This is a genomic window from Mesorhizobium sp. ESP-6-4, from assembly GCF_020164735.1.
Taxonomy (GTDB): domain Bacteria; phylum Pseudomonadota; class Alphaproteobacteria; order Rhizobiales; family Rhizobiaceae; genus Mesorhizobium.
This window is the reverse complement of sequence record NZ_JAIUGS010000004.1, coordinates 268,975-284,168: the sequence shown is the minus strand read 5'-3', so window position 1 is coordinate 284,168 and position 15,194 is coordinate 268,975. Positions and strand designations below refer to the sequence as shown.

At 63.8% G+C, this 15,194-nt stretch carries 14 protein-coding genes; 5 read left to right on the top strand and 9 right to left on the bottom strand.

The annotated features are described in order from the left end of the window. Window positions 1-59: 59 nt before the first annotated feature. On the top strand, window positions 60-635 hold the full coding sequence (locus tag LB523_RS10960) for a GNAT family N-acetyltransferase (protein WP_224602668.1): 576 nt from the start codon (window positions 60-62) through the stop codon (window positions 633-635). A gap of 149 nt (window positions 636-784) precedes the next feature. Continuing rightward, the gene (locus LB523_RS10955; protein ID WP_224602667.1) at window positions 785-2,362 is read left to right on the top strand and encodes a hypothetical protein; all 1,578 of its coding nucleotides are present in this window, start codon (window positions 785-787) and stop codon (window positions 2,360-2,362) included. Window positions 2,363-2,371: 9 nt separating this feature from the next. Here the strand turns inward: LB523_RS10955 and LB523_RS10950 are convergent, their stop codons facing one another. Together LB523_RS10950 and LB523_RS10945 are read right to left on the bottom strand one after the other, a co-directional pair. Then, the gene (locus LB523_RS10950; protein ID WP_224602665.1) at window positions 2,372-3,025 is read right to left on the bottom strand and encodes a hypothetical protein; all 654 of its coding nucleotides are present in this window, start codon (window positions 3,023-3,025) and stop codon (window positions 2,372-2,374) included. Then, the gene (locus tag LB523_RS10945; RefSeq protein WP_140840333.1) at window positions 3,022-3,321 is read right to left on the bottom strand and encodes a DUF3572 domain-containing protein; all 300 of its coding nucleotides are present in this window, start codon (window positions 3,319-3,321) and stop codon (window positions 3,022-3,024) included. Before LB523_RS10945 ends, LB523_RS10950 begins: the two co-directional genes overlap by 4 nt. Window positions 3,322-3,561: 240 nt before the next feature. Here LB523_RS10945 and LB523_RS10940 point away from each other — a divergent pair, with 240 nt between their 5' ends. Beyond that, entirely contained in the window at window positions 3,562-3,933 is a 372-nt protein-coding gene (locus LB523_RS10940; RefSeq protein ID WP_027166515.1) for a response regulator, read from the top strand. Between the two features lie 31 nt (window positions 3,934-3,964). Further along, on the top strand, window positions 3,965-5,338 hold the full coding sequence (locus tag LB523_RS10935) for a PleD family two-component system response regulator (protein WP_095765104.1): 1,374 nt from the start codon (window positions 3,965-3,967) through the stop codon (window positions 5,336-5,338). A 440-nt stretch (window positions 5,339-5,778) separates the two neighbouring features. Here LB523_RS10935 and rpmG read toward each other — a convergent pair whose 3' ends face one another. The 7 genes from rpmG to topA all read right to left on the bottom strand — a co-directional run bounded on the left by rpmG (window position 5,779) and on the right by topA (window position 14,005). Next, entirely contained in the window at window positions 5,779-5,946 is a 168-nt protein-coding gene (gene rpmG / locus LB523_RS10930; RefSeq protein ID WP_006201775.1) for a 50S ribosomal protein L33, read from the bottom strand. Window positions 5,947-6,102: 156 nt separating this feature from the next. After that, window positions 6,103-6,561, bottom strand: coding sequence for a hypothetical protein (locus LB523_RS10925; protein ID WP_224602663.1), 459 nt, complete (start codon window positions 6,559-6,561; stop codon window positions 6,103-6,105). Between the two features lie 92 nt (window positions 6,562-6,653). Then, window positions 6,654-7,829: an MFS transporter gene (locus tag LB523_RS10920; RefSeq protein ID WP_224602661.1), complete on the bottom strand. Its 1,176-nt coding sequence runs from the start codon at window positions 7,827-7,829 to the stop codon at window positions 6,654-6,656. Between the two features lie 20 nt (window positions 7,830-7,849). Continuing rightward, entirely contained in the window at window positions 7,850-8,590 is a 741-nt protein-coding gene (locus LB523_RS10915; RefSeq protein WP_095765108.1) for an NUDIX hydrolase, read from the bottom strand. 91 nt (window positions 8,591-8,681) lie between these two features. Beyond that, a complete protein-coding gene (locus tag LB523_RS10910; RefSeq protein ID WP_224602660.1) occupies window positions 8,682-9,125 on the bottom strand; it encodes a DUF983 domain-containing protein in 444 nt (147 codons plus the stop codon). After that, window positions 9,125-11,431 (bottom strand): ribonuclease R, encoded by a 2,307-nt coding sequence (rnr, locus tag LB523_RS10905; protein WP_224602659.1) that lies wholly within the window; start codon window positions 11,429-11,431, stop codon window positions 9,125-9,127. Before rnr ends, LB523_RS10910 begins: the two co-directional genes overlap by 1 nt. Window positions 11,432-11,437: 6 nt before the next feature. Beyond that, a complete protein-coding gene (topA, locus tag LB523_RS10900) occupies window positions 11,438-14,005 on the bottom strand; it encodes a type I DNA topoisomerase (RefSeq protein WP_224602658.1) in 2,568 nt (855 codons plus the stop codon). Window positions 14,006-14,353: 348 nt separating this feature from the next. Between topA and LB523_RS10895 the strand changes: the two genes are divergently transcribed. Continuing rightward, the gene (locus tag LB523_RS10895) at window positions 14,354-15,100 is read left to right on the top strand and encodes a cytochrome c biogenesis CcdA family protein (RefSeq protein ID WP_224602657.1); all 747 of its coding nucleotides are present in this window, start codon (window positions 14,354-14,356) and stop codon (window positions 15,098-15,100) included. Window positions 15,101-15,194: the final 94 nt, after the last annotated feature.

Below are 15,194 nucleotides of genomic sequence, written 5' to 3'. Positions count from 1 at the left end.
AACAAACGCAATGGTACGACAGCGCAGGGCCGGCAACAAGCTTGGCTTGGGGAGAACGCATGAGCACGACCATCGCACCGCTGACTCCTGAGCACTGGCCTGATTTCGAGGACCTGTTCGGCAAGCAGGGTGCCTGCTACGGCTGCTGGTGCACGCATTTCCGGTTGTCGCCGGCGGAGCGCCGCGCCAGCGACAAGGAGCGGAACAAGGATCTCATCAAGGCGCGAATCGAGACGGGCCCGCCGCCGGGGCTCTTGGCGCTCGAGGACGGCAAGGCCGTCGGCTGGATGCAGGTCGGCCCGCGCGCCGACATCCCCGAGTGGAACAATCAGGGCAGGGGCTCGGCCCCGGTCGATCCCGCCGATGCCGGCGACCCGGCCGTCTGGGCGATCTCCTGCTTCTTCATCCGCCCCAGGGCGAGGGGGCGGGGCATCACGCATCGCCTTGTCGAGGGCGGCATCGCTTTCGCCCGCGAGAATAAAGCGAGGCTGCTGGAGGCCTGCCCGATCGATCTGTCGCGCGATTCGCGCTCGATCGGGCTTTTCGTAGGCTCGTCGCGGGTGTTCGAGAAGGCCGGCTTCGAGAGGCTGGTGGAGCGCAAGCCCGGCCGGCCGCTGATGCGCCTTGTGCTTTAGGTACTGATGCGCCTTGTGCTTTGGGCGCTGATGCGCCTGGCGCTTTAGCCGAATGAGCTTTTGGCCTACAGTCGACGTCTTGCGGCTGTTACGCTTCTTGCCTACCAGAAGCATGAATATTTCGTCTTCCGAAATCACGGAGAACTGACGTGAAGCGTATTTTGCCATTTGCCTTTGCCCTCGCGCTCAGCGCGCCGGCTTTTGCCCAGACCGTCGACAATCAAGGCGCCAAAGATCTTTCCGACAATCTGGCGCGCTATTTCGGCAAGCAGGCGTTCGACAAGGGCGTGCTCAAGGTTTCGGTCGAGGGCGACGCCTACAAGATTGCGCTTGACGTCAAGGCGCTCGTCAATGCGTTGCCGGAACAGAAGCTCCTGAAATTCGACATGGCGCCATACGCGCTGATGGTGAAGCCGCGCAGCGACGGATCCTGGGACGTCTCGTCGAATTTCTCGCAAGGCGCATCCTTCGAGTTCGAAGGACCGGAAGGCCGTCAGAGCATGGAGTTCACGATCAAGGAGGGCAAGCTGACCAGCATCTACGATCCGGCCCTCGCCGCCTTCACCAGCGCGACCAGCTCATTGGCCGGAATGACCATGACGTCGCGGCAAGCCAAGCAGCAGGCAGATATCTCGACTGGCGCCGGCACCGCCACCGTTACCGCGACCAAATCCGCCAATGGCGGCGTCGACTTCACGGCCACGCAGAAAGTCTCGGACTTCGTCGAGATGATCAAGGTGAACGACCCCGACAGCGGGATGAATTTTCCGCTCACCTTGAAAACGCCGGAACTTTCGGTGGACGCAAACGGCAAGGGCGTGCGGACGAAGCCGCTGCTCGACCTGCTTGCCTTTGCCGTGGCCAATGAGGATGAAGCCAAGCTCAAGGCCAACCAGGCTGAGCTCAAATCGTTGATGCTGGCTGCGCTGCCCATCTGGGAAAGGATCGACGGCAATTACGGCTTCAAGAATTTCGAGGTCGACAGCCCTGTCGGTAAGTTCGGCGCCACGCAATTCAGCACCGCATTCGGTATGGACGGTATCTCCCAGAACGGCAAGGTCGATTACGCGATCAAGGCTGCCGGTCTGACGATCCCGCATCAGACCCTGCCGGAATGGACCGCCCCATTGCTGCCCACCGACATCGACCTGCATTTCGGCGGCGCCAATATCGATCTCGATACGATGGCGAAAAAGGCGATCGAAGGCTTTGATCTCAATAAGAATCCGCCGCTGTCGGACGAATTCGGCAAAGCTTTGGTCGCCGATTTCAAGGCCAAGAATCCGAAGGTCGTGATCGGGCACAGCACGGTGAAGAACGGCGCCATTGAAGTCGCGCTGGAAGGCGAGATGACCTTTCCCGGCGAGAAACCCGATGCGAGCGTGACCGTCGATGTCGCCGGCTATGACAAGATCGTCGATGCCTTGAAGGAAGCCGCCAAAAGCGATGAGCAGATGGCGCAGGCCTTCCCCTTTGCCCTGGCCGTCAAAGGCTTTGGCAAGACGCTGCCGGACGGCCGGTTGGAGTGGACGATCAACACCAAGGCCGATGGATCCGTCACAGTCAACGGCGCCATGCTGAAGGGACCGGACGCCGCCCAGGACGACAGCGCGGGTCAGGATGACAACTCAGGCGATGACGGCGCGGACGGAACGGATGATTCCACCGGCAGCGATGATTCCGACGGCGGCGACAATGGTGGGGCCGGAGCGAAGCTGAAGCCTTGAGTGCTTGAGTTAAAGCCCGAGCGCGGCCGCGATCTTTGGCGCCGCATCGCGCCAGTCGTCGACCGAGATAATGTCTTCCGGCGTCGGCGGCAGGAAGGCGCGCAGCGAGTTGTCAGCCATCAAATGGAAGAGATGGGCATCCGCCACGGAGTTGCGCGCCGAAACCAGGTTGGAAGGCTGGTCGTCGACGAAGGCGACGGGCCGGCCCTTGACGCCGCGCAGTTTCGCGATGGCCGGTCCCTTGGCCATTTCCGTCGTCAGCAGCGGGTAATTGAGCCCCAGCGCATCGAGATGCGCGCGGCGCACGGCGCGGTGCTTGTGCGGCATGGCGGTCAGCAGGATGATCTCGGCGCTTCGGCCAAGCGTCGCCAGCGCGTCCGCCGCACCCTCTGCGATGCTTTGCCAATCCGCCTGGGCGTCGAAGAAATCGCCGAGCAGCGCCATCACTTCCGGCTGCTCGATCAGCCGCCCGCTCGCCGTCTCGGCGATGTTGCCGGTGAGGCGGAAGGAAGCCAGCGTCAACCCGAAGCCGCGCGACTTCAGGAAATGCGGGAAGGGCCGGACGAATTCGAGCACGACATCGTCGACGTCGAGCACCAGCAGCGGCCGATCGTCGGCGGCAAGCTCTTCGATCTGCCGCGCCGTCTCGGGATCGTCGCTCATGTCGAGCGCTCGTGATCGTCGTCGCCGAGCGGAAGGGCGCGCAGCGCCTTGCCGACGGCGGCTGGCGGCGTGCCGGTTTCCTCGGCGAAGCGCAGAAGCGTCGGCTCGTGTGCCAGGATGAATTGCAGAACGCCGGCAAGGAAGCCCGGCTCAGCTGCGGCCCTGCGGATCGAGTTCGCCTCGATGCCGGTGATCGCCAGAAAGCGGGGCAGAAGCTCCGGGTCGGCGGCGACGAAGGCCAGGGCCTTGACGGCAATGGTTTCCGCTCCCTCGCGCATTGACGCTGCGTTCGCCATCGTTACCTTTGCAATGGTGGATTTTTTCGAGTCTCCTTCCGCAGTAACGGCAAGCGTCGCTTGCGGCAAGCCTCCGCTCTTTCCCATGCAACGTCCGAAGGTGGAATTGGTGCAGCTTTCCAACCTCCGGTTTCCGTTTCGTCAATCATATTGGGCTAGAGTGGAAATGGGTTGGGTGCGGTCCGAAGGGGACGCATTGCGACGGCCTTCGGCTTCGAGGGCGGTCGGGACGGGAAACTGATGGCTAAGAAGGTGATGATCGTCGAGGACAATGAGCTTAACATGAAGCTCTTTCGGGACCTCATCGAAGCCAGCGGTTACGAAACGGTTCGCACGCGCAATGGCCTGGAGGCGCTCGACCTCGCGCGCCAGCACCGGCCGGACCTCATCCTGATGGACATCCAGCTGCCGGAAGTGTCCGGCCTGGAAGTGACCAAATGGCTGAAGGAAGACGACGAATTGCATTCTATCCCCGTCATAGCCGTCACCGCCTTCGCCATGAAGGGCGATGAGGAGCGCATCCGCCAGGGCGGCTGCGAGGCCTATATTTCCAAGCCGATCTCGGTGCCGCGCTTCATCGAGACGATCAAATCCTATCTGGGCGACGCCTGATGCCCGAGACCAGCAGAACCGGAGTTTTGAGATGACCGCGCGGATCCTCGTCGTCGACGATATCCCCGCCAATGTGCGGCTGCTGGAGGTTCGGCTGCTTGCCGAGTATTTCGAGGTGCTGACGGCCAATAACGGCCCGGATGCGATCGAGACCTGCGAGAACGGCAAGGTCGACGTCGTGCTGCTCGATGTGATGATGCCGGACATGGATGGGTTCGAGGTCTGCAAGCGCCTGAAGAGCGATCCGGCGACCTCGCATATCCCTGTCGTGATGATCACCGCGCTCGACCAGGTGTCGGACCGGGTACGCGGCCTCGAGGCGGGCGCTGACGATTTCCTGACCAAGCCCGTCAACGACCTGCAGTTGATGACACGCGTCAAGAGCCTGGTCAGGCTGAAGTCGCTGACCGACGAGCTCAGGCTGCGTGCCTCGACCACGCGCAATATCGGCATCGAGGAACTTCTGAGCCGCGATTTCGCGACCGAAGACGCAAAGCCGCGGGTGCTGCTCATCGACGAGCGCAAAACTTCCGTCGAACGCATCCAGAAGATGCTGCGCAACACCGCCGAGCTCGATGTCGCGACCGACCCGAATGCGGGGTTCTTCCAGGCGGCCGAGACGGCGTATGAATGCGTGCTGATCTCGACTGCCTTCTCCGACTTCGATGCGCTGAGACTCTGCTCGCAGCTGCGTTCGCTCGACCGCACCCGCTTCCTGCCGATCATGCTGCTCGCAGACGAGGGCGAGGAGGGCCGCATCCTGCGTGGTCTGGAACTTGGTATCAATGACTACCTGATCCGGCCGATCGACCAGCACGAGCTGACGGCGCGCCTGCGCACACAGGTGCGGCGCAAGCGATACAACGATCAGTTGCGCGCGAGCGTCGCCCAGACGATCGAGATGGCGGTGATCGACGGGCTGACCGGGCTGCACAACCGCCGCTACCTCGACAGCCATCTGCAGACACTGTTCGATCGCGCCGTGGCGCGACGGCGGCCCTTGTCGGTGATGATCACCGATCTCGATCGCTTCAAGTCGATCAACGATACCCATGGCCATGACGGCGGTGACGACGTTCTGCGCGAGTTCGCCCGGCGGCTGCGCAAGAATGTGCGCGGCATCGATCTCGCCTGCCGCTTCGGCGGCGAGGAGTTCGTTGTGGTCATGCCCGACACCGACGGCGCGGTCGCCGAGAAGGTGGCCGAACGCATTCGCGCCGAGATCGCACAGGCAGCTTTTGCCATCGGTGCCGACGGCAAGGCGATCGAGGTCACGGTCAGCGTCGGCGTGTCGTCTCTCCTGAAAGGGACCGACAGCGTCGCCGCGCTGATGAAGCGCGCCGACCTGGCGCTCTATGAGGCCAAAAGCGGCGGCCGCAACAGGGTGGTCGCCAAGGCTGCCTAAAACGCGTCGCGATCTTTCAGACCCCGCACGCGCCTGTCTTTATCCTGAATCCGGTTTCCACTTTCGGGAGACATGCTCGGCATAAAGGCGACGATTCTCCAGCGCTGCAACAGGGTTACGAATTTACCTTAACCCAAGCGATTCGTGAGCGGTGGTTAAGAAATGGTTGATTTTTATGAGGTCTTGCGCAAATCTGCGACGCATAGACAGAAGACGAGGCCGGCGCGAGGGTAGAGTAGCCGGCTCGATCCAAAAATACCCCATGATGCTCAGGTCCGCCGCATCTCCTGGGTCCGTGGGGTCGGCCGGCCGGCGCTGGCACATAGTGGCCTCCTCGTACCGCTGCCAACCGCCGACCGGCCCCCTTTTTGTCGTCCGGTCCTTCCTAAAACAAAAACGCCGCCCAGAGGGCGGCGTTTCGATTTCTCGGGATAGCCAGATTACTTGATCTTGGTTTCCTTGAATTCGACGTGCTTCTTGGCGACCGGATCGTACTTGCGGAACGAGAGCTTGTCCGTCTTGGTACGGCTGTTCTTGCTGGTGACGTAGAAGAACCCGGTGTCGGCGGTCGACAGAAGTTTGATCTTGATGTTTGCGGCTTTGGCCATGATTTTCGTCCGTTAATGTTCGTGGAGTTTTGGCCGCTGAAGCACGGGGAAAACACCCGGACGCGGGAAACTTGGCGCGACACATAAAGAACGCGCCTGGAAAGTCAAGCCCGAGCGCCTTCTTCGCCTCATTTCGGCATGGCCCGTGTCCACGTCTCAAGCGTTATGCTCGACCAATTGCCCCGCCTTTTTCCAGTCGCCCGTGGTGTTCCACCAGCGGTTCGGATTGGCGCGGTCGTCAAGACCCTTGGAACGGCTGGCGAGCAGTGGCTGGATGCGGATGACGGGCTCCTGATAGGAATGGGCTTGGAATATCGCCTCGACGACACGAGCGGCGAGCGCCTGGTCGTCGGCGATCTCGAACGACACTTCGACGGTGCCGGGTCGCCGGCGCAGTTCGGTCTCAGCGCCGGCCGCGGCGCCTTCGAGCGGCCGGTAGCGCTCGATGCCTTGCGCCGACTGATAGGCGTTGGCGTCATACTTGCCCATGCGCAGCGGCGTGATCGCCACCACGGCCTCCATGATGCGGTCGACATCGGCGGCCGGCGCTTGGAATGTGACGAGCAGAAGCAGTTCCATCCTGAGGGATCTGGTTTCAAAGCCGCTGTCGACCATCGCAATTCTCCTACCTCGCGTCGGAGGCAGGTTATAACAGGGGTGCTGCTGACACGGTGATGTCAGGATGCCCGACGCTTCAGCGGCATCGCCTAGAGAATCTTGCGCACCAGCCTGACCAGGATCAGAGCCATGTAGGCGGCGAAGAAGAAGGCCAGCGACCAGCCGAAGCCGGATGGGCCGAAGGCATCCATGCCGATGCCGATCGCCTGCGGACCCAGCACCATGCCAACACCATAGCAGAGCACGAAGGCAGCATTGGCCGATGCCAGCTCATGGCCGGACAGCTGCGAGCCGAGATGGGCAAGGCCGATCGTGTACATGGCGGCGACGACGCCGCCCCAGACGAACAGGAGGGCCGCCATCAGATGCCAGTTCTGTGCGAAGAACGGCATGAAGACCGTGCCGATGAGCCCGACCGTGGCGCAGGCCAGCAGCAGGTAGCGGCGGTCGGAAACGCGGTCGCTGATCATGCCGATCGGGATCTGCAGAAGCACATTGCCGAGCCCGATCATAGTCAGGAGCAGCGCGGCGTCGGCTTCCGAATAGCCGATACGGCTGCCATAGACGGGGAAGAGCGAGAAACCGCCGGTCTCGACGGCGCCGAAAACAAGCACGGCGAAGGTCGCGGTCGGCACCAGCCAGATATAGCGCAGGAAGTGGCTGGTTTCGCTGTCGGCGACGATGCTCGGGCTCTCGTTGCGGGCCGCAAGCACCGGAATGGCGGCAAGCGTCACCAGCGCTATGGTGACGCCGAACGGCAGGAAGCCTGTGCTGCCGAGATGGGCGAACAGCCATGGTCCGGCGGCGAAGCCGAGCGACAGCACGGTGGCGTAGATGCCAAGCACAAGGCCGCGCCGGTTCGGCGGGGCGGAGGTGCTGATCCAGAATTCCGACAGGATGAACAATACCGTCAGCGAGATATGCAGGGCGACGCGGAGCGGAAACCACATCCAGAAGTCCGGCGCGAAATGGAAGCCGACGAAGGCGAGCGCGCCGATGGCAATCATCAACAGCATGGTCCAGGCGACGCCGAGCCGCATAGCAAGCGGCGTAGCGAGCGGCGCGCCGGCAATCGAGGCGAGACCGGCGACAGCGGTGTTGAGACCGATCATCGAAGCGGAATGGCCGCGGCTTTCCAGAATGACGCTGAGCAGCGGCATGCCTAAGCCTATGGCGATGCCGACGACGCTGATCGAGGAGATCGCCGCGACCATCGGCAGCCAGTGTACGCGTTCGTCGCCCTGTTGTTGGGTATCGACCGTCATGAGATCAAAATGCTCTGCTTCTAAAGGACTTCGCGGACGAAGCGGTTGCGGACGAGCCGGAAGAACGGCACGGCGCCCCCCGGCCGCAACAATGGATCTTCGGCAAGCCGACTTTCCAGTTCTTCCAGGACCATGCCGGTGATGTCGGGGATGTCGGCCTTGCGGGCATCGGCAAGCGGCAGCCAGACGAGTTCTTCGAGTTCGTTCGTCGGACCGCCGCCGGGCAATTCCACGGCAACGTCGTGGCGCCAGGCGCTGAAAAAACGCGTGTCGAAACGGCGCACGCGATTGGGCGGAGTGATGGCGCGGGCGACGAAGCGGAGCGCGTCCAGCGAGGGGATCACGCCGTGTTCGGCGAAACCCTGCCAGTCGCGCTTTGCGGTCGAGAAGGTGCCCTTGCGGCCGATCAGCAGGCCGGCTTCCTCATAGGTCTCGCGAATCGCCGACAGGGCGATTGCGCGGGCCCGCGCCGCGCTGGCACGGCCGGGGCCTGCGGCCAGCTTGCCTTCTTCCTCACCACCCAGAGGGGCAGCGACGGGAACGCGGCTGTCGGCGGGATCGGTGCGGCCGCCGGGGAAGACGAATTTTCCGGGCATGAAGGCGTGCCCGGCATGACGCCGGCCCATCAGCACCAAGACGTCCTTGTCCCGGCGATCGAGCAGAATGAGGGTCGCGGCATCACGCGGACGCAGCGCCCGGCCGCTGCGCACGGCCAGGGCCTTATCGAGCTTGTCGACATCCGCCTTGGTCATTCCTTCCATGCGCTCGACCTAGCGGAAACTTCCTTGATGTGAAAGTGGCTTGCGCGTCGCGGCCTTTGCACCAGGGCCGACCGCGGTGCGGCCTGGCTTATCAATGGCTCTCGAATTCGCCCTTCTCGTCGCCGAAGCCGTGCATATAAAGCGCCCATTGCAGGCCGATGACAGCTCCCTTGACCGGCTGCAGCAGTGCGACGGCCAGAATAACGGTCAGCGGAACCCAGATCAGCGCGTGCTGCCAGGTCGACAGTGTCGACGCGGCCTCGACGGCCATGAAGCCGCCAACGACGATGTGACCGACGATGACGATGACCAGGTAGGCAGGCAGGTCGTCCGCGCGATGGTGGTGCAGCTCCTCGCCGCAGACCTCGCACTTGTCCACGGGCTTCACGAAAGCGCGGAACAGCTTTCCCTTGCCGCAATGCGGGCAGCGGCCGAGTATCCCGCGCTTGATCGCAGTCCACAACGGACGCGCGACGCGGCCCGAATGATGCTCGCCGCCGAAAACCTGTTCTTGCACTTGAAAGTTACCTGGCATTATCGTCTCCTGCCGCGCGGTCCCGAACGCGATTGCGACGCGCGGGCGCGGCCCTTGGCCTTGTGGAACGACCGCCTCGAGCCGGGCAGGGGCTTCGGGTCGGTCAGCATCTCGAAACGCATCGCACCGGCCATTGGCGCGACCTCGACCAGCCGAACTTCGACACGATCGGCAAGCTGATAGCCCTTGCCGGTGCGTTCCCCGAACAGCGATCGGGCGGTTTCGTCGTAGATATAGTAGTCGCCGCCCAGAGTTGACACCGGAATAAAGCCGTCGGCGCCATACTGCGGCAATTGGACAAAGAGTCCCGCCTTGGTGACGCCGGAGATGCGCGCGTCGAACGTGTCGTTGACGCGCTCGGCGAGATAGGCGGCAATCAGCCGGTCGACCGTATCGCGCTCGGCCGCCATGGCTCGACGCTCGGTCGCCGAGATCAGCGCGGCGACCTCTTCCAGCCGGTCCGCCTCCTGCTGCGCCAGGCCGCCGGGCCCGAGGCCAAGCGCCGCGATCAGCCCGCGGTGCACGATCAGATCGGCGTAGCGGCGGATCGGCGAGGTGAAATGGGCGTAGCGCCTGAGGTTGAGGCCGAAATGGCCGATGTTCTTCGGCGAGTACTCCGCCTGGCTCTGGGAGCGCAGCACCACTTCGTTGACCAGCGCCTCGTTGTCGGCACCGCGCACCCGCTCCAGAATGCCGTTGAACTGGCTCGGCCGCATCTGCGCGCCGCGCGCCAAGGACAGGCTGAGCGTTGCCAGGAACTCGCGCAGCGATTCCTGCTTGGCGAGCGACGGCGCGTCATGGATACGGTAGACGAGCGGCTCTTTCTTGCCCTCCAATGTCTCGGCGGCCGCGACATTGGCCTGAATCATGAATTCCTCGATGAGCTTATGCGCGTCGAGGCGCTCCGGCACGACGACGCGGTCGACCGTGCCGTCAGGCTTCAGCAGGATCTTGCGCTCGGGCAGGTCGAGCTCAAGCGGCTGGCGGGACTGGCGGCCGCGCCTGAGCACGGCGTAGGCGTCCCATAACGGCTTCAAAGCGCTGTCGAGGATCGGCCGTGTCTTGTCGTCGGGCGCGCCGTCGATCGCGGCCTGCGCCTGCGGGTAGGCGAGCTTGGCGGCCGACTTCATCATGACGCGGTGGAAGGAATGCCTGAGTTTGCGGCCTTCCGAGGAGAAGGTCATGCGCACGGCGATTGCCGGCCTGTCTTCGCCCTCGCGCAGCGAGCAGAGATCGTTGGAGATGCGTTCAGGAAGCATCGGCACGACGCGGTCCGGAAAATACACCGAATTGCCGCGCTTCAGGGCTTCGCGGTCGAGCGGCGTGCCGTAGCGGACATAGGCTGCGACATCGGCGATCGCCACGGTGATGACAACGCCGCCGGGATTCTTCTCGTCCGTGTCGGGCGTGGCGAAGACCGCGTCGTCATGGTCCTTGGCATCGGCCGGATCGATGGTCACCAGCGGCAGACTGCGCCAGTCCTCGCGGTGATCGAGCGTCGCCGGCTTCACCGCTTCGGCCTCGGCAATCACGTCGGCAGGAAAGACATGGGGAATGTCATGGGCGTGGATGGCGATCATCGAGACCGCCTTCTCGCTGCTCAGCGAGCCCAGTACCGCCAGCACTTTTGCCCGGGGCAGTCCGTAACGGGATGCCCGCGCCGGCTCCACCTCCACCAGATCGCCATTCCTGGCGCCGTTCTGGAATTCCTTGTCGACGATCAGTTCCGGCTGGCGCCGTTCGACCGGCTCGATGCGGAACGTTCCGTCCTTCAGCACGCGGAAGACGCCGAGCACGGCGTCGCTGCGCTTCTCGAAGATCTTCATCACCCGCCCGGTATAGGCAGGGCCTGACGGATCGTCGGTCGGGAAAGTCTTGGCAAGCACGCGGTCGCCAATGCCGGGGACCGGGCCGCCGGCGGCGCGCGAGATGCGGATAGCGATGACGGGGGGCGAGCCGGCGCCGGTATATTCGCTCGGATTCGCCAGAAGCACGCCCTCATCGTCGCGGCCGAAAATGTCGAGCACCGCGACATGAGGCACGGCGCCCGCGCGGGTGAGGCGCTTGCGCTCCTTGTTGAGGAGGCCTTCATCCTGCAGGTCTCGCAACAGGTCTTTCAGCCAGATGCGGTCCTCGCCGCGCAGCGCGAAGGCCTTGGCGATCTCGCGCTTGCCGGACCGATCGGGATTTTCGGCGATGTAGCGCAGGACCTCGTCACGCGAGGGACGATAGTCGTCCTTGACCTTGGCCCTGGTGTCGGCGTTGCGCGGATCGCCGTGGCTTCTTCCGGAGATCCTGCGCGCCACGTCCTGCTATCCCTTCTTCGCTGCCCGGCGGAAGGGCTTCTTGCCGCCTCCGCCCTTGGCTTCCTTCTCGGCAATCAGGGTGAGCGCTTCTTCCATCGTCACCGATTGCGGGTCCTTGCCTTTTGGCAGCGTCGCATTGACCTTGCCGTAGTTGACGTACGGGCCGTATTTGCCGTCGCGAACGACGATCTTGCCGCCGCCGTCCGGATGATCGCCCAATTCCTTGAGCGCCGCCGGCGTGGCGCCGTTGCGGCCACCCTTGCCCTTCTGCTGCTTCTCGGCGATCACCGAAACGGCGCGGTTCAGGCCGATCGAGAACACGTCCTCGATGCTCTCCAGATTGGCGTAGGTGCCGTCATGCAGCACGAACGGGCCGTAGCGCCCGAGGCCAGCCGAGATCATCTTGCCGGTTTCGGGATGTTTTCCCACATCGCGCGGCAGACCCAGCAGCGCCAGCGCCTTCTCGTGGTCGATCGAGTCGGGCGTCCAGCCCTTGGGCAGGCTGGAGCGCTTGGCCTCCTTGCCCTCGCCGCGCTGGATATAGGGGCCGAAACGGCCGCTCCTCAGCGTGATTTCCTCGGCGGTGTAAGGATCCTTGCCGAGCAGCTTGACGCCGTCCTCGCCATTGCCGTTCTCGCCGTTGGGATTGGCGGCGTCGCCGAGCTGGCGGGTGTAGGAGCATTCGGGATAGTTCGAGCAACCGACGAAGGCGCCGAACTTGCCGAGCTTCAGCGACAGATTGCCGGTGCCGCATTTCGGGCAGATGCGCGGATTGGAACCGTCCTCGCGCTCCGGGAAGACCAGCGGCGCGAGTTCTTCGTTGAGCGCATCGAGCACGTCGGCGACGCGCAGTTCCTTGATGTCGTCGACGGCGCCGGAGAAATCCTTCCAGAAGTCGCGCAGCACGTCCTTCCAGGCGAGCTTGCCGTCGGAAATCTCGTCGAGCTTCTCCTCGAGCGAAGCGGTGAAGTCATATTCGACGTAACGTTCGAAGAAGCTTTCGAGGAAGGCCGAGAGCAGCCGGCCCTTTGCCTGCGGCACGAGCTTGCGACGGTCGATGGTGACGTAATCGCGGTCCTCGAGCGTCTTCAGGATCGCGGTGTAGGTCGACGGCCGGCCGATGCCGAGCTCTTCCAGCTTCTTGATCAGCGACGCCTCGGAGTAGCGCGGCGGCGGCTCGGTGGTGTGCTGGGTGGCATTTATCGCTTGGCGGGCAAGCTGCTCGCCGGAGCGGATCTCGGGCAGGCGGCGGCTCTCCTCGTCCTCCGCGTCCTCGTCCTTCTGGTCGGTATAGGCGGCGATGAAGCCGTCGAAGCGGACGACGGAGCCGATCGCGCGCAGCTCCGCGGTGCGGGCGCCGTTGACCGCCTCGATCTCGACCGTGGTGCGTTCGATCTCGGCCGGCTGCATCTGGCTGGCAATGGCGCGCTTCCAGATCAGCTCGTAGAGCCGGGCCTGGTCGGCATCGAGATATTGCCGAACGGAAGCCGGCGTGCGCTTGAAATCGGTCGGCCGGATCGCCTCGTGGGCTTCCTGGGCGTTCTTCGCCTTGGTGGTATAGAAACGCGGCTTCTCCGGCAGGTATTTGGCGCCGAACTCGCTGACTATGGCGCTGCGGGCGGCCTCGATCGCCTCCGGCGCCATCTGCACGCCGTCGGTACGCATATAGGTGATGAGGCCGGCGGTCTCGCCGCCGATGTCCATGCCTTCATAGAGCTTTTGCGCGACCTGCATGGTGCGCGTGGCCGAGAAACCGAGGCCTGACGAGGCGGCCTGCTGCAGCGTCGAGGTGGTGAAGGGCGGGCCGGGATTGCGTTTTGTCGGCTTGGCCTCGACCGACAATGCCTTGAAGGTCGCGCCTTCGAGCATCGCCTTGATGTCGTCGGCCTGCGCCTTGTTGGCGATGTCGAGTTTTTGCAGCTTCTTGCCGGCGAAGGCGGTCAGCCGCGCCTCGAAACTGTCGTTGCGCGGGGTGCCGAGGATAGCGGCGATCTGCCAGTATTCCTCGCGGATGAAGCGCTCGATCTCGGATTCGCGGTCGCAGACCAGGCGCAACGCCACCGACTGGACGCGGCCGGCGGAGCGGGCGCCCGGCAGCTTGCGCCACAGCACCGGCGACAGCGTGAAGCCGACGAGATAATCGAGCGCGCGGCGGGCGAGATAGGCGTCGACCAGCGGCGCGTCGATCTGGCGCGGATGGGCCATCGCATCGAGCACCGAGGCCTTGGTGATGGCGTTGAAGACGACGCGGCTGACTGGCTTGTCCTTCAGCGCGCGCTTCTGCTTCAGGACTTCCAGCACATGCCAGGAAATCGCCTCGCCCTCGCGATCCGGGTCGGTGGCGAGGATCAGCCCGTCGGCATCCTTGACCGCCTTGGCAATGTCGGCGAGGCGCTTGCCCGACGCGGTGTCGACCGACCAGGACATGGCGAAGTCCTCGTCGGGCCGCACCGAGCCGTCCTTGGCCGGCAGATCGCGGACATGGCCGAACGAGGCCAGAACCTTATAGTTCTTGCCCAAATATTTGTTGATTGTCTTCGCCTTGGCCGGCGATTCGACGACGACGACGTCCATGAGGTCTCTTAATCAGCTGTGAGGTGGCGGAAGAACTCCGCGACGCGCGACGAAATCCCACTCTTTTCGTCGCTCACATGGCCGTGCTTTTGCCATCGGTCAAGGGGAAGCGGCCAATTTGGGAAGCGGCCGCGGACGATACACTCTTAGAGTGTATGGCAAAGATCACATTTTTTGGGGATGGATGTATGCGCGCCTCGAACCGGGCGGGCGGCTATCGCGCGCTTGTTCGGTCAACGCGTTTGCCTGTTTCTTCCTGCGGCGAAGCGGCGACTTGCCACACAATGGTGATTGGCAGGGGCGTGCCCGCATCGCTATATCGTCGCTAGCACAATCGGGACTCATTGGATGGCATTGGACATCGGCTATGTCAGCGCGGTCGGGGCAGGGGCGATCTCGTTCCTGTCGCCTTGCGTGCTGCCGCTGGTGCCGCCCTATCTCTGCTACATGGCCGGCGTTTCCGTCGACGATTTCCGCGGCAATCAGAGCGTCACGGCGAAGGAGGGCGCGCGCGGCGCGCTGCTTTATGCTTCCGTGGCCTTCGTGCTCGGCTTTTCCACCGTCTTCGTGGCGCTTGGGGCCGGCGCCTCGACCATCGGCCGCCTGCTGCGTGTCTGGCAGGAACCGCTGGCGATGGCGGCGGGCGTGCTGATCATCATCATGGGCCTGAACTTCCTTGGCGTCCTGCGCATTCCGCTTTTGTCGCGCGAGGCGCGCTTCCAGTCGCAGGGCAAGCCGGCCAGCATGATCGCGGCCTATGTCATGGGGCTGGCCTTCGCCTTCGGCTGGACGCCTTGCATCGGCCCGGTGCTGGGGCCGATCCTGACTTTGGCCGGCGGGCGCGAGACCGTTGGCGAGGGCGCGCTGCTGCTTGCCGCCTATTCGCTGGGCCTCGGCATCCCGTTACTGATCGCGGCGCTGTTTTCCGGCGCCTTCATGCGCTTCCTCGGCAAATTCCGCGTCCATCTCGGCCGTGTCGAGAAAGCGATCGGCGCGCTGCTGGTCGTCGCCGGCGTGTTTTTCCTCACTGGCGGCGTGCAGAGCGCGTCCTATTGGCTCTTGGAGAATTTCCCGGTGCTGGGAAGGCTGGGGTAGTTTAGTTGCTGGCAGAGAGTCGAGCTGTGAACCCGTTGTAGAGATCAGCATCGAAGGGTCCTGTGCCCTCTATCTCGTGTTCCATAATTTGCTA

Bases quoted from the DNA above. Each gene is read 5' to 3' on its own strand.
- LB523_RS10925 (WP_224602663.1), bottom strand. From the start codon at position 6,561: ATGGTCGACAGCGGCTTTGAAACCAGATCCCTCAGGATGGAACTGCTT.
- LB523_RS10960 (WP_224602668.1), top strand. From the start codon at position 60: ATGAGCACGACCATCGCACCGCTGACTCCTGAGCACTGGCCTGATTTC.
- LB523_RS10940 (WP_027166515.1), top strand. From the start codon at position 3,562: ATGGCTAAGAAGGTGATGATCGTCGAGGACAATGAGCTTAACATGAAG.
- LB523_RS10915 (WP_095765108.1), bottom strand. From the start codon at position 8,590: ATGGAAGGAATGACCAAGGCGGATGTCGACAAGCTCGATAAGGCCCTG.
- rpmG (WP_006201775.1), bottom strand. From the start codon at position 5,946: ATGGCCAAAGCCGCAAACATCAAGATCAAACTTCTGTCGACCGCCGAC.
- LB523_RS10920 (WP_224602661.1), bottom strand. From the start codon at position 7,829: ATGACGGTCGATACCCAACAACAGGGCGACGAACGCGTACACTGGCTG.
- LB523_RS10910 (WP_224602660.1), bottom strand. From the start codon at position 9,125: ATGCCAGGTAACTTTCAAGTGCAAGAACAGGTTTTCGGCGGCGAGCAT.
- LB523_RS10945 (WP_140840333.1), bottom strand. From the start codon at position 3,321: ATGGCGAACGCAGCGTCAATGCGCGAGGGAGCGGAAACCATTGCCGTC.
- LB523_RS10935 (WP_095765104.1), top strand. From the start codon at position 3,965: ATGACCGCGCGGATCCTCGTCGTCGACGATATCCCCGCCAATGTGCGG.
- LB523_RS10950 (WP_224602665.1), bottom strand. From the start codon at position 3,025: ATGAGCGACGATCCCGAGACGGCGCGGCAGATCGAAGAGCTTGCCGCC.
- LB523_RS10895 (WP_224602657.1), top strand. From the start codon at position 14,354: ATGGCATTGGACATCGGCTATGTCAGCGCGGTCGGGGCAGGGGCGATC.
- topA (WP_224602658.1), bottom strand. From the start codon at position 14,005: ATGGACGTCGTCGTCGTCGAATCGCCGGCCAAGGCGAAGACAATCAAC.